Genomic DNA, 17047 nt, shown 5'->3' on the forward strand with positions numbered 1-17047 from the left:
CCGACCGGATGGGTCTTTATCGATACATATCCATATCTTCCGGAGCCTGTGCGCCAAAATTACGGGCGTAATAATGGCCGCTATAGACCGCAGCTGCGATGATAGATGGTGCGTAACAGTCGCCAATCGCTGTGACGGATATCACGCCCGCATCTTGCCAGTCATTTTTGCGGGCTTCCAAAGCAGCTTGCAGCGTGTTGTTGGGATGGCGGCTGGTCACTGGTACCAGTGTGCTGCATGGAACCTCGGTTTCCCTGCCGGAATAGACACATGCGACCGACAGACTGTCCGATGTTTGTCTTGCGAGATTATGCAGCGGGATTATCCTGACACCCAGTTCTATCAATCTTGTTTGAATTTTTGATTGTTCAAGCGTGTGTTCCGTCCAGGGAGCCACGATCGGCGCTGGCGTGACCAATGTCGTATCAATACCGCGGCTCACGGCCAGCTCGGCCAGAACCGATCCGAGGTAGTAACGATCATCATCAAATATCACCAGAGGTCCGTGGCACGCATCGAGTGATGTTTTGTCTTTCAGGATAGCGTCGACGCTCAGCGTGCGTCCTTCCAGTGTTTCCAGAGGTTGCCGATGCGAGCGACCGACTGCATCCGCGCGCCAGTGCGCTCCGGTGGCCAGCACCACATGCGGGATTCCGTAAGTCAGAATCTCGTCGGCATCGAGTTGGCTGTCGAGATACATCTCCACATTGGTCGCGCGCTGCAATTGCATCATGCGCCAATCGCGAACACGCGCCCAGCTTGCCAGTCCGGGGAGGGCAGCTTCCTCCGTGACGCGCCCACCCCAATGGGTATGCTTTTCGGCTATGATGACTTCTGCACCGCGTTCGGCCATGGCGCGAGCGGCTTCCAGACCGGCTGGTCCTCCGCCGACCACCAAAACTTTCTCGGTGGCCTGCAACCTGCTGATTTTCTCCGGATGCCAGTCCTTGCGCGCTTCTTCGCCAATCGTCGGGTTTTGCGTGCATCGCAATGGTGCAACGGTGTTGTCGCTGGCCGTGCATATATTGCAGCCAATGCATTCGCGAATGTCGTCGATGCGACCGCTCCGGATTTTCTCGGGCAGAAATGGATCGGCGATTGACGGACGGGCTGCGCCGATGAGGTCCAGAACACCGGAGCGGATGGCCTGTACCATGGTATCCGGTGAGGTATAGCGACCAACACCCACGACCGGTTTGCTGGTGAGTGATTTTACAAATGAGATGTAAGGCTCCTGAAAGCCCTCCTGCGAAAAGCGCGACGTCTGGCTGTCGTTGGACCAGCCGGACAGGTTTACATCCCAAAGATCGGGTTCATCGGCGAGAGCGGCAATGACGTCCCGACCTTCACCATTGTACTGGATGCCCTGGTCGCCCAGAAACTCCTCAACCGCAAAGCGGACTGCGATCGCGCATTTGTCGCCGACAGCATCGCGCGTATCGGCCAGAACCTCGCGGAACAATCGCAAGCGGTTTTCGAACGACCCGCCATATTCATCCGTGCGGGTATTGTAGCGCTGCAGCAGAAAATGCTGCAGCAAGGTCATGTCGTGACCTGCATAGACATAAATAATATCGAAACCGGCCCGTTTGGCGCGAAGTGCGGCATCGCGATGCCATTTGCGAAACCGGGCGATATCGGCCTTGTCCATGGCTCTTGCCTGAACTGGGTCCTCCACATCGACAATCATGTCCATGGGACCGAGCGGCGCCAGTCTGGTCAAACGGTTGGAGACGTGGATACCATTATGCACAAGCTGGATTGCAGCGAGACTACCATGCTGGTGGACGGCCTCAGTCAGCTTCTGGAGACGGTCGGCGTCTTTCTCGTCCCATATGCGGCCCTGATTGGATGGCGTGATATCTGACGTCGGATGGATTTCGGTTTCCTGTGTGGAAACGACACCCCAGCCGCCCTCCGCTTTCATTTCACGCAGCCGCAGATCGTGCTCGGGATAACGATGACCCATGCCGCTACAATGTGGAACCTGATAAAAGCGGTTCTTCGTCGTAACAGGGCCAATCTTGATCGGCTCGAACAGAATTTCGTGACGCTTGTCCATGGTCGCTCTGCTTGTCATTTATCAGCATGTCCCCCTTATCGGGCGACTCAATGAGAAGTGGATTTCCATCGCGCTTAACGCGCGATGGAACGCTTGAAGCGAGCTTCGAGTTTGGCCTGAGCATATTCCAGAACGATGGACAGGGCCCAATAGATCATCGATGCGGTGATGAGCATTTCGATGTGCCGGAACTCGGTCTGACCTTGGGTGCGGGCAAGATACATGAGTTCCCAAACGCCGATGACGGAGACCAGGGACGAGTCCTTGAGCATCGCGATGAACTGGTTGCCGGTTGGCGGAATAATGATGCGCATCGCTTGAGGAAGGGTGACCAGCCACATGGTTTGCGAGGGCCCAAGGCCCAACGCATATGCACCCTCCTGCTGCCCGCGGGGAATGCTCTCGATGCCTGCGCGGAAGATTTCCGTCATATAGGCGCCGTAGCATAAGGACAGCGCCAGAATGCCGGCGGGAATAGGTCCGATGACATAGCCCACCTGCGGCAGTCCAAGGTAGATAATGTAGATCTGCATCAACAATGGCAGGCCACGAAAAAGCGAAGTGTAGAACGTCGCCAGACCGTAGATGAGGCCATTCTTAGAAAGCTTGGCCACCGCACCGATCAGAGCCAGAATGGTTGCGAAGAATATCGAGGCTGCGGAAATATAAAGCGTCGTGACGACACCCTGGCTGATCAGAAATCCGATCTTTCTTGCGATAAAATCAAATGAGAGATCGAATGAATAGAAGAAGATCATCAGCAGCAGGAACAGTTCCAGCCATATTGCCGTGATCTGCGCCCAACGCGGAAAAAGTCTCAGGAAGCTCCAATTCGCGAAGATGACGATACTAAGCAGTATCGAGGAGATTAGCGTCGCCTTGGTGAAGCCGGCTTTTGCGACTTTCGGGTCGATGCCAAGCCAGTTTGTTATGCCGGAGAACCGGATATTCATGAAACAGAAGAGTGCTGTCAGGATAACAAAGAGCGCTATCTGGACAGTACGTTTAGCGGCCTCGGGCCGCGTCAGAAAAAACCTCCCGAGCATGTTCTCTCCCCTGTCAGCTTGCCTTTCGCTCCGCAAGCCAATCCTGCATCTGCAGTTTCCAATAGGTTAGCTGGGCGGCTGCAAGACCTGCAGCGCCTCCGGCCCAGACCAGCCCGAATTTTTCGAAGAGTTTGTAGCGGTCACTCTGTTCGCAAATGGCTTCGGCCACGATCTTTCCGCCGATCGCGGTTGTGTTCAGCCCGTGCCCCCCGAAGGCTGTGCAGTACCATGTGGTGCGGTCCAATTGACCGATCTGGGGCATCAAGTGTCTGGCGTAGGACATCAGGCCCGACCATGCCAACTCTGTCTTCAGTGAAGCAAGCTGCGGATAGGTTCCAACCATTTCGTTGCGCAATTCACGGACTACACCGGGCGTATCGGCTGCTCTCGTCGTGATGCGTCCGCCCCATAAAAGCCTGCGACCACCATCGATTACACGGTAGTAGTCACCGGCACGACGGTTATCACCAATCGCGGCCGTGGTGCGGATCGCCGACGCGATCAGTTCGGGCGCTTCTTCGCTCACCATCACATAGGTGGCAATGGGCAGATAGGCCCGTCTGATCCGGCTGACGAGCCCATCGGTGTAGCCACCTGTGGTGATCAGTATTTTGCCCGCTTTGACCTGCCCACGGGCTGTTTTTATAAGCTTGCCATCATTGTGGTCGAGCAATTGGAGTAGGCGGCTGTTCTCGAATATCCGTCCGCCGAGCCGCTCTATCTCGCAACCGAGCGCCCGTAAATAGTTCAGCGGATGGATATGAAACGCATTGGGATCATAGACCGATTGGAAATAGCGTTTGGAATTCAGAATATTGCGCGTTTCAGCTGTCGGGTGAAAATCTATTCTGTAGCCATAATCGCGTTGAAGCGCTTCGGCATAATGTTTCAGGCTTTCACCGTCGTCATACCGGCGCACGCTCATAATGCCGGGAATGAGTTGGGCTTCTTCAATCTTCAGCGTGTCAATGTTCTGTCGAACAAATTCGACGCCTTCAATCGATAATTCATGAAGTGTTTTGGCAATCGTCTTGCCCGTGCGGGCAGCAATGTCATCGCCACCGGACGCGAAGCCGGGGCTGACAAATCCACCATTGCGTCCGGATGCGCCAAAGCCGATGCTTTCAGCTTCCAGGACAACGACTTTCTTGCCAGCTCGCGACATCTGCAACGCGGCCGACAAACCTGCAAGTCCGCCGCCAATCACTGCGACATCTGCTGTTGTTTCGCGTTCAAGCGTTGGACGCGCGAAATCGTCCGCCTTTGTTTGGCTGTAATAAGTGGCCGGATAAGTCATCGCAACACCAGGAAAAGCATATCGGATGAGCCATCGTCACGATGGCTCATTTCAATATTGATGTAAGGGTAATATCAGTCGGCGCTGTAGTCTTTGCCGTACCACTTTGCAGTGAGTGTCGCCAAAGTACCGTCAGACTTCATCTGCTTGATGATTTCGCCAATCTTGGCTGTCCAGTCTGGATCGTTTTTTTCGGCAATAACCACCAACGGCTCACGGAAAGCGTATTCACCTTCGATAATCTTTACGGGGTAGCCATTCTTGATGGCGTTCTGTGCCGTTTGCTCTGGAGCGATGATTGCATCGATGCGGACGCCATCACCCAGTCTCAGATCGTCGAATGGCAGCATGGAATCTGCGAAAGTGCGAATTTCGCCTGGTTCGAGCTTGTACTCAATCGGGGGAAGGCCGGGGGCATCGATTTCCAACTGCCGACGAGCGTAATCTTCTGAAGTCGTTGCGGTCTCGACACCGATGATTTTGCCTTTCAGGTCGGCGACAGATTTTGCCGCGCTGTCCTTATGAACGACATAGACATAGGGACTGTAGTAGTAGATGCCAGCAAAATCGATGACGTTAGCGCGGGCTTTGGTTGGCGTGACCGATCCGACGCCAACGTCATAACGACCCTGCCAACGACCACCTGTCAATGTTGCCCAGTCTGGTGTTTCGAAGGAAACGGTGACGCCAAGACGCTTGCCGATCTCGTTGGCCACGTCCACGTCGAAGCCTACCAACTTGTTGGAATCATCCAGAAAGCTCTGGGGCGGCCAGCCAGCATTGGTCGCGACAACCATGGCCTTTTTTTCCATGACGCGATCCAGCGTCTCTCCCGCATAGGCAGAGAATCCGGTAGCCAGAATAGCGCCTGCGATACCCATTATTGTTATGATTTTTTTCATTTTATCGAACCCCTCCTCTGGTTTGATGCATGAGCATTGCATAAACCCGGAAGCAACGGCTAGGCAGCCCAAAGAAGTAGGTTATGAAATTAGTGCATGATGATATGCAATTCTTGCAGAATGTGCGCTGAAGCCTGCTTGAGCTCGGGGTCGCTCGTGCGCGACGCTCGGATATGCTGAACGAAACCGTCTGATCGTCCGCTCCGTAACTTATTGATTGCGCACGGCCATTGCCGTGACTTCGACCCGCATTTCAGGCGTGGCGAGCCCGGCGACGCCGACCGCGCAACGAACCGGAAAAGGCTTTTTGAAAAAGCGCAGATAAACTTCGTTGAAGGCGGGGCGTTCATTGATGTCAGTCAGATAGATCGTCAGGTGAATGACATTCGCCAGACTGCTGCCAGCCTTTTCGAGCGATGCTTTGAGGCTGTTCAGCGTGCATTCGCTTTGGACTGTTATGTCGCCGGTTTCCATGGAACCGTCTGCCCGGATGGGGATATGGGTGGTCACCAGAAAATTGCCGATGCCTGCGACATCGGAAGAGATTTCGCTTTCGTCCGTATCCTCCAGAAAATAGGGCGTTGTGCTGTTTGTCATGGTCATTCTCCAAGAGGTTAGGCGTTTCTGCAAAGTGTGAAACGGTTTTCCGATAAGTTGTGCGCTAAAACAAGCAGGTAGAACATTTCCGTCGATTGAGCGAACCCGATCCAAGTGAGGTAGCAACAATGTGTACTGGTCGGGACGGGCATCCTATTGCGGTGGTGATCGGGCAGGTCTAAGAAACAGGTCGGAGGCGAGGAGGCTTCCATCAACGACGACCGGTTCTGGTCTGAAGGCAATCCATGACAGAAAAACATTCTCATCGCGGGCTTGTAGTTGCCGCGATTATGGCAAGCATGGCCATGATCGCCGTCGAGGCAACGATTGTGTCGACGGCAATGCCGCAGATCGCGGCGCAGCTGGGCCAGCTCAATCTCTACTCCTGGGTTTTCTCGTCATTTCTTTTGACACAGACAGCAACGACAGTCGTGTTTGGCAAACTGGCCGACATTTACGGGCGCAAGCCGGTGCTTGTTTTTGGTATTGCGCTGTTCCTGACGGCTTCGGTGCTGGCCGGTTTCGCGTGGTCGATGCCTTCAATGATTGTTTTCCGGCTGTTGCAGGGCATCGGGGCGGGGGCAATCCAGCCTGCGGCCATGACCGTGGTGGCCGATCTTTTCCCCGGAGCGCAGCGCAGCAAGGTTCAGGGATATCTTGCCAGCGTCTGGGCATTGTCAGCCGTTGTCGGTCCGTTGCTTGGCAGTCTCATCATTCACAATTTGAGCTGGGCCTGGGTATTCTGGATTAATGTGCCGGTCGGTATTCTGGCGGCGTCGGGGTTTCTTCTCTTTCTTCATGAGGAGAAGCGGACAAAGCCGGTATCGATCGATGTGCTCGGCGCAGCACTTTTCGCCGTCTCCATCTCCTCCCTGATGATTGCGCTCACCCTGATGGAGAGCGCGGTTTCGCTCGAAGGAATTCTGGCGTTCATTCTCTTTGCTCTTTCACTGATTGCGTTCATCTGGCAGGAACGTCGCGCGAAGGAGCCTATGGTCGCACCGGACCTGTGGCTGAAACGTCCTATCGCTTTCTCCAATCTGGCGGTTTTTCTGGCCAGTATGTCGATCATGGGGCTGACGACATTCCTGCCGATGTATGTACAGACAGTTCTCGACCGTTCTCCTGTGGTCGCGGGCTTTGCCCTGACCATGTTGTTGCTGGGCTGGCCGTGCGGTGCCACGATCGCATCACGGCAGTTCACGCGGTTCGGATTACGCCCGATCATGATCGCCGGAAGCATCTGCATTCCGATTGGCACCTCCCTGCTTGTCATGCTGACTCCATCAAGTTCAGCCACACTGGCTGGAACCGGTTCTCTGATCATGGGTTTCGGCATGGGGCTGCTCAACATTGGGGCACTCATCCTGACACAGGATAGTGTGAGTTGGTCGGAGCGCGGCAGCGCCACGGCATCGAACGTCTTCTCGCGCAATTTGGGCAGTACGCTTGGAGCGGCCATTCTTGGTGCGGTGCTGACCTATGGTCTTGCCAATGCCAATCATGGCGAAGCGATTACGTCAGACCAACTTCGGGATCTGTTGAACGGCGCGGAGATGTTGATTGATCAACAGGAGCTTCGGCTGGCGCTTCAACATGCCCTGCACGCAACTTTTGTAGCGATGATGCTTATCGCCGTTCTGATCGTGCCAGCCTGCCTTTGTGTGCCGGGGGTGAAAAAGACTTACGAAGAAAACGTGGTGACCTGACACGCTGCACTTTTAGCAAATTAAGGGTTCAGCTGGCGATTGGTTCCAAGTCGGCTGAACTCGCGATCCTGCGGTAATCCGCACTGGCAAACCGTGGAACTTAGCTGACGCAAAATACGCCTTAAAAGCAAAAATCCCGGAAAGCCGGGATTTTGTTGCTTATCTGATCGGAAAACTGGAGCGGGCGAAGGGATTCGAACCCTCGACCCCAACCTTGGCAAGGTTGTTATCTACCCACTCTGCTATATCCAGCACTTGTCTAAGGTACGTTAATATAAGGCAAAACCAGAATTTAGATCGCCGTCTGTCGCCGTTTCATGCCTGCTGATTTCCCTGTGTTGCTTACAATTTGCTTACAAAGCCGAAGGCGTCGTGCTATTGTAAGCAAACTTCGATGATGCAGTTAGGGGAGGTCCTTATGGCCAAACTTACCAAAAGGGCGCTTGAGGCGATGGACCCGCCGGCAAAAGGCAAGCAGTCTTTTCTATGGGACAGCGAATTGCGTGGCTTCGGGGTACGCCTGCTCCCCTCAGGTCTGCAAACATTCATTTTGCAGTACCGCAACACTGCCAACAAAGAGCGGCGTATCAACCTTGGTCGTTTCGGCGTGATTACCGTCGAACAAGCAAGAGACAAGGCGAGGATCAAGCTTGGCGCCATTGCCGCTGGAGAGGATCCGGCCGACACGGATGATGATCCCCACCATCAGGCAACTGTTGCGATGCTCTGCGACTGGTACCTTACAGAGGCGGAAGCGGGACGCATCCTTGGACGCCGCAATCGACCGATCAAGAAGTCGACACTTGGCATGGACAAGAGTCGCATCGAAACGCACATCAAGCCGCTCTTGGGCGATCGCCTGGCTCACACCCTGAAGGTCGCCGACATCGAAGGCATGCAATCCGACATCGTTGCCGGAAAGACAGCCAAATCGAGAGGCAAAGGCCGCGGCGGCGTTGCCGCCGGCGGGCCTGGCGTTGCGTCTCGGGCAGTCGGGACACTTCAGGCTATCCTTGGTCATGCTGCCCGTCTCGGCAAGATCGAGAATCATCCAAGCCGTGGTGCGCGAAAGCTCGCGGGCAAAAGGAAGACCCGACGCCTGAGTGTGGCTGAGATCAAGAAGCTTGGCATGGCAATGCGGCATGCGGAGCGCAATGGCGAACATCCTGTTGGCCTCGCAATCGTCCGGCTTCTTTTGCTCACGGGTTTTCGTATTTCCGAAGGCCAAGCGATGCAGCGCGCCTGGATTCACGCGGATGCAGGCTACATTAGTTTTCCCGATACCAAGGGGGACGCACAGGTCCGCGCGATCGGACCTGCTGCAGCGAAGCTAATTGCCAGCCAGCCGGTGCAACAGAACTGTCCCTATGTCTTCCCGTCTGATGTCGGCGACGGCCATTTCACAGCTAGTAAGGCATGCTTAGCTAGACTTTGTGCAAGCGTTGGAATTGAGGGCGTAACACCCCATACTCTACGACACACGTTCGGAAGCGTTGCGGGAGATCTTGGATTCTCCGAATTGACGATCCGGGCGTTGCTCGGCCATGCGGCCCAGAGTGTAACTCAGGGCTATGTTCATATCGATGAGGCGCTGAAACTCGCGGTCACGCGCACATGTGACGAGATCGCGTCGCTGTTGGACAGTTCGGAGGAGAAGGCGTTCCTAAACGCTGAAGAGTTTCAAGCCGCGTGAGGCCAGGCCAGAGTGAATTGAGGTGGTGCCGGCTGGTGAGACAGTCTGGCGGCTTGGCTCAGGTGGATCGGGTTCGTTTCTCCCCGCTAATCGCTCCGTCATTTGTGCCGTAGCATAGACCTCGTCGGGCGTCTTGCCGCCGAAGGTCGAGTGTGAGCGTCGCTGGTTAGCCGTGTCCGTCAATTCGGCGAGATGATAGACGGTGGTCTCGATGACTCCAGACATTATGTTTGCCTCCCTCCCAAGCGGTGGGAAGCCATCCGTGTGCCTAGATCCAGTCGACCGTCTCGCTGGTGGCAAGATCGAGCACATGAAACAGGGGGCTGAATCTATGATGCTACAGCCTTCACCGGGACGGCACTTTTCAGTTTGCGCGCTGAAGGTACCCCGACTCGCAGTCTTCGATCCAAAAGTGATAGAGTGCCGCCCAGCATCATAACCGCACCGCCAAGCCAGATAAGCAAAATCAGCGGTTTCCACCATGCGCGCACCACTAGACCGCCGCCGGGTGTGACGTCGCCTATTGATACGTAGAGCTGGCTAAAGCCACGCGTAGCAATTCCAGCCTCGGTGGTCGGCATTTGGCGCGCAGTGTAGAGCCTCTTTGATGAGGTGATTTCACCCCGGAGGCGACCAGCCTTATCGAAGTATTCAAACTGAGCTCGATCCTCGGAAAAATTCGGCCCCTGATAGGGCGAAATGCCTTTGTAACTGAGTGTATAGGCCGCGATCGTCAATGTATCGCCGGGACGCATGACGACAATCCGCTCGATTTCCAACGATGTGACGGCGACGATGCCCAGCACCGTAACGCCCAGCCCGAGATGTGCTAAGGCCGTCCCATAGATCGAGCGCGTCAAACCCTTTAAGCGTCTCCAGACGACTGAGAGTCTGAGGTTTCCTATGCCAGATTTGAGTGCGATGTCGGTAAGCGACCCGAACATCAACCAGAATGCGAGCCCCACTCCAAAGGCGGCCAACGCGTTGGTTCCATCAACCATGAAGAAGCCTATGAGTGCCGCCAGCAGCGCTGCTCCCAAGGCAACGTACAAGCGTTGCGAGACGGCATAGAGATCGCCACGCTTCCAGGCAAGAAGAGGGCCGAGCGGGACCACAAGCAACAACGGAACCACCAGCGGGACAAAGGTTAGATTGAAGAAGGGGGCGCCAACTGAAATCTTTTCGCCGGTTACCACCTCGAGCGCGAGCGGATAGAGCGTCCCGATCAGGACCGTCGCGGCTGCGGTTGCCAGAAAAAGGTTGTTGAAAACCAGGGCTCCCTCGCGCGAAATCGGATGAAACAGCCCGCCGGGCGCCAACCTATTGGCGCGCAGCGCGAATAGGGATAGCGCACCTCCAATAAACATTATGAGGATCATCAGGATAAAGACGCCTCGTGCAGGATCGCTGGCGAAAGCATGAACCGACGTCAAAACCCCCGATCGGACGAGAAAGGTTCCCAGCAACGAAAGCGAGAAGGTGAGAATAGACAGCAAGAGCGTCCAGATTCTCAGGGCCGAGCGCTTTTCCATCACCACTGCGGAATGCAGCAATGCGGTACCCGCCAACCAAGGCAGGAAAGATGCGTTTTCCACGGGATCCCAGAACCACCAACCTCCCCAACCAAGTTCGTAATACGCCCAGTAAGAGCCCATCGAGATCCCGCCGGTTAGGAATATCCAGGCAGTGAGCGTCCATGGCCGAACCCAGCGCGCCCACGCAGCGTCGATCTTTCCCTCAACGAGAGCAGCAACGGCAAAGCTGAAGCAAACCGAGAAGCCAACATAACCCAAGTAAAGAAGTGGCGGATGTATCGCGAGGCCGATGTCCTGAAGTATCGGATTGAGATCTCGCCCCTCGACAGGCGCGGGATTAATCCGAATGAAAGGATTCGACGTCGTCAGGATGAAGAGCAGAAACGCCGCTGCAATCAACCCTTGCACCGAAAGCACATTCGCCCGAAGCGTCGGTGGCAGATTATTGCTAAACCAAGCCACTAACGCACCGAATAATGTAAGAATCAGGACCCATAAAAGCATCGATCCCTCGTGATTTCCCCACACACCTGTGATTTTAAATAGCATTGGCTTTGCAGAATGCGAATTCGCCCAAACATTTGCTACCGAGAAATCTGACTGAACGTAGGCGGACGTCAGTGCGACAAATGACAGCGTAGTGAGTAGGAAACACATCGTCGCAGCCGGGCCTGCAACGGCTGCCAATCTGGAATCACCAAACTGAGTACCGGCAAGCGGAACGGCGAATTGTATGGCGGCCAACGAGAAGGCCAGCACCAGCGCAAAATGCCCAAGCTCAACAATCATACCGTCGCTCCCGCAGGACATCTTCCAGCCCCTCGCTTCATGAGAGGCGAGCAAATCAAAAATACTTGACGAAACAAGCAGTGGCCGGGAACGGTAGCATCTCGAGTTGGATGAGGTTCAAGTCCCCTGCCGAGAATAATTCCCTACCGGGATCGCTAATCCAGAAATCGCGGTAGAGCACCGACTCGAGGCAACAAGGGGCCGTGGTCTCGTGATGGTGTGTCCGACCGCCTCGAACGCTTCCACTACCCTGAGACATCACCATGGATGCGGTTCTATCGCGCAGCTCTGACGAATAGGAGCATCAAAAAATCCCGCGCCACCTGCGCGTTCGCAAGCGGCATCAGGACGCGCTTCAGAAGTTCGTCATTACCTCGACACTTCCGATGCCGAAGCTAGCTCAATGGTTCCGCGCTTTGTCGGCTCAGAAAATACTATTATCGCCTGCAATCCTGAGGTTCTCATCGCGGCACGTCGTAGCCAGCACCTTTGACAGCCTCGAAAATAACACCTTGGGACACCTTGCCACCGTCGTGTTTTACGAGTGCGCTTTGGTCGATCAGCGAAACCTTCACAGCGTCGATGTTGAACAACTGCCGCACTGCTCTCTCGATGGTAAAGGCGCAGTTGGGCATATGGATCAGCCATGATATCGCGACGTGCAGTCGCACTGGTGTTAACTTTCTATCAAGGTTAACACTCGATTCTTTTCCGCGTGTGGGCATTCGGAGGAATGAGATTTTGCGGTCGAAATCGAAGGTCGCTGCCCAGCGACGATCATTGGGTGGTCGCCAGCGGGTGCTTGCAGTTCTCTGCGCGAGTTGGCTGGTATTCGGTTTTGCGTCGCCCACCGGGATCCGGGACGCTAAATCCGAACGTGAGATCGGTCCGACCGCAGATCGGTGGGCGGCCTATGTCGAGCGATCCGACAACTGTTCCCATTTGCAGGAGCTCCGCCTGCGCAACGCAAATATTCCCGGTGACGTCGGAAATCTGGATCTGGTAGTCCCGAGCCAGCGCATTAATTTGCCTGTAGAACGAGAACTCTCCCTCACATCTCAGCGAGTGGTCGAAGAAACAAAGAAGCCGCGCCTCCTTAGCGTGGCATCCCGAACAAGCCCGGAGGTTCGGTTCGCCAGGCAGACGTTGGCCGCCCGCCTGTTCGCATCGGAAACTGACACGGCTTATCTTCTAAGAGGATTTGCAAACCAATCTGATCCTGAAATCGCGGCTAGTCAATCGACTTTTCATAGCCCGTCGGACGATCGTCTCGTCGGAATACCACAGGTTCTTGCTGAACTGGTCAACAACGATGGCGCAGACATCCTGGCCACAGCTTATACCCCAAAGGACGGGTTCCATGCTTCATCCGGTGCCTTCGCAGTACTGCTGGGGACCGATGAGGAAGCCGGTCGCTTCGTCCCGCCCACGACGGAAGGTGACCACGATTGGATGAAGCAGCCCCTACCGAAATCCGTCTTTTCAAGCGCCGAGCAAAAGTGCCTTGCAACCGCGATCTATTTCGAGGCTAGGGGCGAGGAGGTTAAGGGCCAGGCCGCGGTCGCGCAGGTCATTCTCAATCGTGTGCGTAACCCTGCATATCCAGCAAGCGTCTGCAACGTAGTTTATCAAAACGACAGCTGGGTCAACAGATGCCAGTTTTCCTTTGCCTGCGACGGCATTCCAGATGTCATTGCAGATCGACGCGCGTATGGTCTGGCAAAGGATGTGGCGATGGCAGTCACCGGTGGGAAGATCTTCTTACCCGAAGTCGCGTCATCGACCCATTACAATGCCACCTACGTTAGCCCGCGTTGGGCTCGCTCCATGGAGCGCATGACCCAAATCGGATCGCATATTTTTTATCGCACCTTTGGTGGTGGCTGGAGCTAGATAACTGTTGAAGTCGATGCATGCGAAGTCGCCGGTCGAGCGAAAAAGAACCTTGGTTACCTGGCTGTTGGCTCCAGCGTGGCTGACCATGCTCATTGCAACTCAGCCGGAAGGTTTTGAAACACTTGGCTACAGCCTGGTCGAGTTTCTTGGTTTCTTTCTGGTCTTTGCGGCAGTCCTTGGCCGGCTCTGGTGCACCTTATACATCGGTGGACGAAAGGATCTGGATTTATGCCAAAGCGGTCCGTATTCGCTCAGCAGAAATCCGCTCTATTTTTTCTCCTTCCTTGGGCTGATTGGAGTATGCCTTGCGGCACAGAATATTTCTTTGGCGGTGATAAGCGCCGTCGTGTTTTTTGGTTACTACAGATCTGTGATCAAGAATGAAGAGAAGAGGCTCCTTAGCCTGTTTGGGACGGATTATATTTTGTACATGGCCCGCGTCCCGCGTTTCTTTCCGCGCCGCTATATTCCGGAAAATGAGGATATTCTTCTTGTCCAGTCCCAAGCATTCATTCGGTCGCTAAAAGACGTCAGCTGGTTCCTCGCCGGTATCGTCGGCATTGAAGTGATTGAAGAGCTGCGACAGGCGGCTGTGATTTCTGGTTGGCAGCTCCCATTGTAGAGCAAGCTCTTGCACGCCGCCCTCATCTGCCACCGCTTCTTTCCTCGTTTTGTCCTCGAAGGGCCCGCCTTGGAGAAGGCTGAGTTGCTCGGAGGCCTTGTGCCTAGTGGCCTTGGATCGATGATCCTGATTAAGCATCTGTTGTAGGTGTAACGGACTGCAAATTGAGCCGGTGTCCAAACGCCGGCAGCAGCGCTGTCGTGTTTGAGCAGCATATTGCGACATTTGCACACTTGAACCTCAACCTGCTGGAGGTCTTACGTTATGGCAACTGGGTGCTCTGGTCGCCCGCACAAGCTTGCCAGGAGACAACGAATGCTAGAAACTTCCCAGGGAGTCGGTGAGAAAGGCCACGGCCTTCTTTGCCCACTTTGCAGGGTCGACCTCGTCATGAGCGAGAGACAAGCCATTGAGATCGACTATTGCCCAAAATGTCGGGGGGTATGGCTGGATCGAGGGGAACTCGACAAAATCATCGAGCGCAGCGCGGCTGAAGATGCTCCGTATCCTCAGCAACAGCTAGATCGCGGGCGTATACAAACGCCTGCACGCAATGCATCCAGTGACTGCCGCGAAGATCATCGCCGCGACTATAGCGACCATGACCGCCATGGCTATGGCGGTCACCACGGCCGAAGGCATGGCTCATTCCTCGGCCGATTGTTCGACTAACACCGAGGGGGGATGAATCATGAAGGTTGCGCGTATGGACCGGCTGAGCTGCTTCGCTTTCGCGATGCTGTTAGCGTCCTCGCCAGCGTTCGCTCAAACAGTCGATCGCGGCGAGGTCGAAAAGATCGTCCGCGAATACATCTTGCAAAATCCCGAGATCATCGAGGAAGCGCTTGGGGAGCTTGAAAAGCGGAACCAAGCGGCCCAAGCCCAAGCCAGGTCACAGACTGTACAGGCGGAAGCAGATCCGCTGCTCCGCTCAGGCGATGACGTAATCCTAGGAAATCTGGATGGGGACGCAACGCTGGTCGAATTCTTCGACTTTAACTGCGGCTACTGCAAGCGGGCAGCCCCAGACGTCAAAGCACTCGTGGACGAGGATCCCAAACTGCGGGTCGTACTCAAGAATTTTCCGATTCTTGGGCCGGGTTCGGTCGAGGCAGCGAAGGTGGCGCTTTCCGTAAGCCGCTTGAAAGGCAACTCTGTCGCTGCCGATTTCCATGTCAAACTGATGGATATGCAGGGACAAATAAACGGTGACCGTGCGTTGGGTCTGGCAGAGGAGATGGGCCTTGATCGCAAACAGTTATCTGAAGAGATGGCCAAGCCTGCGGTGGAGAGCATCATCTCCGATAACATCGCACTTGCGCAACGCCTTGGGCTGACGGGTACGCCTTCGTTCATTGCCGGTGAGCAGATCATCGAGGGGGCAGTCGGAAAGAAACCCCTTGCTGATGCAATCGAAACGGCTCGCCAAAAGTGAGCTTTGGAAGCGGGTATGCCGCCGGTTGGATATGACCAATAAGCGGACTGAGTTTTAGCGTTTCAATTTGAGCACGCTCCGACACGACCATTCTAGTAATACGCGAGGCGGCTCGTTTATGTCTGCAGCCATTAAGATTTCGGATAGATGTTTCATGCACTGCAGCATTTGATTTTCCTGCGCCAGCGGGCACTCAATCCCCTATATGTGGGAACTATCTTTTCCTTCGGCACCGCTAGGCTCAGGACTTTGGTAACGGGGCCGTCCCAGTCAAGCGATTTTGGGCGAGCGTAATTGTCCGCCCGCAGGCGGACGTGGCGGCGGCTTGATGCTGAGCGGCGCAGTGTGTGCTTAATCGGCATGGCCTTCAAGGCGCCCTTGACCTGCCGAGTTTCCATCAAAACGACGTCCAGACCTGCCTCGGACAATCCGCGATGAAGCCATTGCGACAAGGGGCCGGCCTCGAGGCCGATGGCGACGATGCTTCCATTCTGCTCTCCGATCCAACTCGCGAGCGTCTCGGGCTCACTGGCGACCTGTGGCTCCTTCACGATCTTCCCGTGTTCGCTGACCACGCAGATCGCGGTCTTCGCCAACGACACATCTAACCCGACAAACAGTCTCATCCCGCAGTCCTCCTTCTGGATCCGATACGGGAACAGCGACAGCTTATCCGTGCCATCTGGCGCTCGTTTAGCAGAAACAAATCACTCATCACGGCCTTCTTCAACGGAACCGTGAATCACATCGGATTGGTTGAGGAAAAAGAGAGCCGATAACAAAATATGGATACCCTTTGTCCAAGACATCTAGTTGCAAACAATGATTGCAATTCAGGGAAAGTAGATTATTTTGTGTAATTTCAGAGATTCAGGCAAAGTATTGTGTGCTCAATTTCTTTCATTTTGATTTGATGTCTGCTAAATATTTTTCGAATGCAGTGAGAGTTTGATTTGACACGTGATGTTCGATGCCTTCGCCGTCAATCTCCGCTGTTTCCTCTGGCACTCCAAGGGCGACGAGGAATTGAACGACGATGAGGTGGCGTGACCGTACACGGTCCGCGAGCTGCTTGCCTTCGTCGGTCAGGAATATCCCGCGATAGGGCCTTGACGTTGCCAGACCCTGGCGTTTCAGTCTTGCGACAGCCTTGGTTGCGGTAGGTTGCGCCACGCCCATTCGCGCGGCGATGTCTGCAACTCTTGCCTCTCCATTGATTTCAATAAGGTCGCCGATCATCTCGACATAGTCTTCGATGAGAGCGCTTGCTTGACATTCCCGGACATGTGCGAAGCGACGCGCGTGCTGGGCGGGGCGAGGCGGTGAGTTATTTGACTTTGTCATCAGTAGCTGTTGGTCACCTAGTTGGAGAGATGAGCCCATGGCTCAAATTTAGCCAAGGGTAAAATTGTTTCCGAAAATAGGCAAACTCGAGGTTTTCATCATGCATGAAGCTTATTAGAT

Annotated in this window: 15 protein-coding genes; 6 read left to right on the forward strand and 9 right to left on the reverse strand. The window is 54.9% G+C overall.

Annotation, left to right across the window (positions count from 1 at the left end; genetic code table 11):
• Nucleotides 1–16 precede the first annotated feature (16 nt).
• From CES86_RS09940 to CES86_RS09960, 5 genes are all read right to left on the reverse strand, one after another.
• Complete coding sequence (locus CES86_RS09940) at nt 17–2080, reverse strand: oxidoreductase (RefSeq protein WP_029927838.1); 2064 nt, start codon at nt 2078–2080, stop codon at nt 17–19.
• 56 nt (nt 2081–2136) lie between these two features.
• Nucleotides 2137–3108, reverse strand: coding sequence for an amino acid ABC transporter permease (locus CES86_RS09945; protein WP_029927836.1), 972 nt, complete (start codon nt 3106–3108; stop codon nt 2137–2139).
• Between the two features lie 13 nt (nt 3109–3121).
• Complete coding sequence (locus CES86_RS09950; RefSeq protein ID WP_094514282.1) at nt 3122–4405, reverse strand: NAD(P)/FAD-dependent oxidoreductase; 1284 nt, start codon at nt 4403–4405, stop codon at nt 3122–3124.
• A gap of 74 nt (nt 4406–4479) precedes the next feature.
• Nucleotides 4480–5307, reverse strand: a complete 828-nt coding sequence (locus tag CES86_RS09955; protein WP_012092708.1) for a transporter substrate-binding domain-containing protein — start codon at nt 5305–5307, stop codon at nt 4480–4482.
• Nucleotides 5308–5517: 210 nt separating this feature from the next.
• On the reverse strand, nt 5518–5904 hold the full coding sequence (locus CES86_RS09960) for a RidA family protein (RefSeq protein ID WP_029927832.1): 387 nt from the start codon (nt 5902–5904) through the stop codon (nt 5518–5520).
• A 245-nt stretch (nt 5905–6149) separates the two neighbouring features.
• Here CES86_RS09960 and CES86_RS09965 point away from each other — a divergent pair, with 245 nt between their 5' ends.
• Together CES86_RS09965 and CES86_RS09975 are read left to right on the forward strand one after the other, a co-directional pair.
• A complete protein-coding gene (locus CES86_RS09965) occupies nt 6150–7613 on the forward strand; it encodes an MDR family MFS transporter (protein ID WP_029927830.1) in 1464 nt (487 codons plus the stop codon).
• A gap of 418 nt (nt 7614–8031) precedes the next feature.
• Nucleotides 8032–9306, forward strand: coding sequence for a tyrosine-type recombinase/integrase (locus tag CES86_RS09975; RefSeq protein ID WP_094514284.1), 1275 nt, complete (start codon nt 8032–8034; stop codon nt 9304–9306).
• Nucleotides 9307–9635: 329 nt separating this feature from the next.
• Here CES86_RS09975 and CES86_RS09980 read toward each other — a convergent pair whose 3' ends face one another.
• Nucleotides 9636–11627 carry a heme lyase CcmF/NrfE family subunit gene (locus tag CES86_RS09980; RefSeq protein WP_094514408.1) on the reverse strand — a complete coding sequence of 664 codons (1992 nt, stop codon included), beginning with the start codon at nt 11625–11627 and terminating at the stop codon, nt 9636–9638.
• 464 nt (nt 11628–12091) lie between these two features.
• The gene (locus CES86_RS27155; RefSeq protein WP_143851074.1) at nt 12092–12265 is read right to left on the reverse strand and encodes a heavy-metal-associated domain-containing protein; all 174 of its coding nucleotides are present in this window, start codon (nt 12263–12265) and stop codon (nt 12092–12094) included.
• 106 nt (nt 12266–12371) lie between these two features.
• Between CES86_RS27155 and CES86_RS09985 the strand changes: the two genes are divergently transcribed.
• The 4 genes from CES86_RS09985 (at nt 12372) to CES86_RS10000 (ending at nt 15583) form a co-directional block, all read left to right on the forward strand.
• On the forward strand, nt 12372–13523 hold the full coding sequence (locus CES86_RS09985) for a cell wall hydrolase (protein ID WP_094514286.1): 1152 nt from the start codon (nt 12372–12374) through the stop codon (nt 13521–13523).
• A gap of 16 nt (nt 13524–13539) precedes the next feature.
• Nucleotides 13540–14148, forward strand: coding sequence for a methyltransferase family protein (locus CES86_RS09990; RefSeq protein ID WP_235819914.1), 609 nt, complete (start codon nt 13540–13542; stop codon nt 14146–14148).
• A gap of 315 nt (nt 14149–14463) precedes the next feature.
• Complete coding sequence (locus CES86_RS09995) at nt 14464–14820, forward strand: TFIIB-type zinc ribbon-containing protein (protein WP_094514287.1); 357 nt, start codon at nt 14464–14466, stop codon at nt 14818–14820.
• A gap of 19 nt (nt 14821–14839) precedes the next feature.
• Entirely contained in the window at nt 14840–15583 is a 744-nt protein-coding gene (locus CES86_RS10000) for a DsbA family protein (protein ID WP_094514289.1), read from the forward strand.
• A gap of 152 nt (nt 15584–15735) precedes the next feature.
• On the opposite strand, the gene CES86_RS27705 is transcribed toward CES86_RS10000, so the two are convergent.
• Together CES86_RS27705 and mntR are read right to left on the reverse strand one after the other, a co-directional pair.
• Nucleotides 15736–16209 carry a hypothetical protein gene (locus tag CES86_RS27705; protein ID WP_208617821.1) on the reverse strand — a complete coding sequence of 158 codons (474 nt, stop codon included), beginning with the start codon at nt 16207–16209 and terminating at the stop codon, nt 15736–15738.
• Between the two features lie 274 nt (nt 16210–16483).
• The gene (mntR, locus tag CES86_RS10010; RefSeq protein ID WP_328589803.1) at nt 16484–16966 is read right to left on the reverse strand and encodes a manganese-binding transcriptional regulator MntR; all 483 of its coding nucleotides are present in this window, start codon (nt 16964–16966) and stop codon (nt 16484–16486) included.
• Nucleotides 16967–17047 lie beyond the last annotated feature (81 nt).

It is taken from the genome of Brucella lupini (assembly GCF_002252535.1).
In the GTDB taxonomy this organism is placed as follows: domain Bacteria; phylum Pseudomonadota; class Alphaproteobacteria; order Rhizobiales; family Rhizobiaceae; genus Brucella; species Brucella anthropi.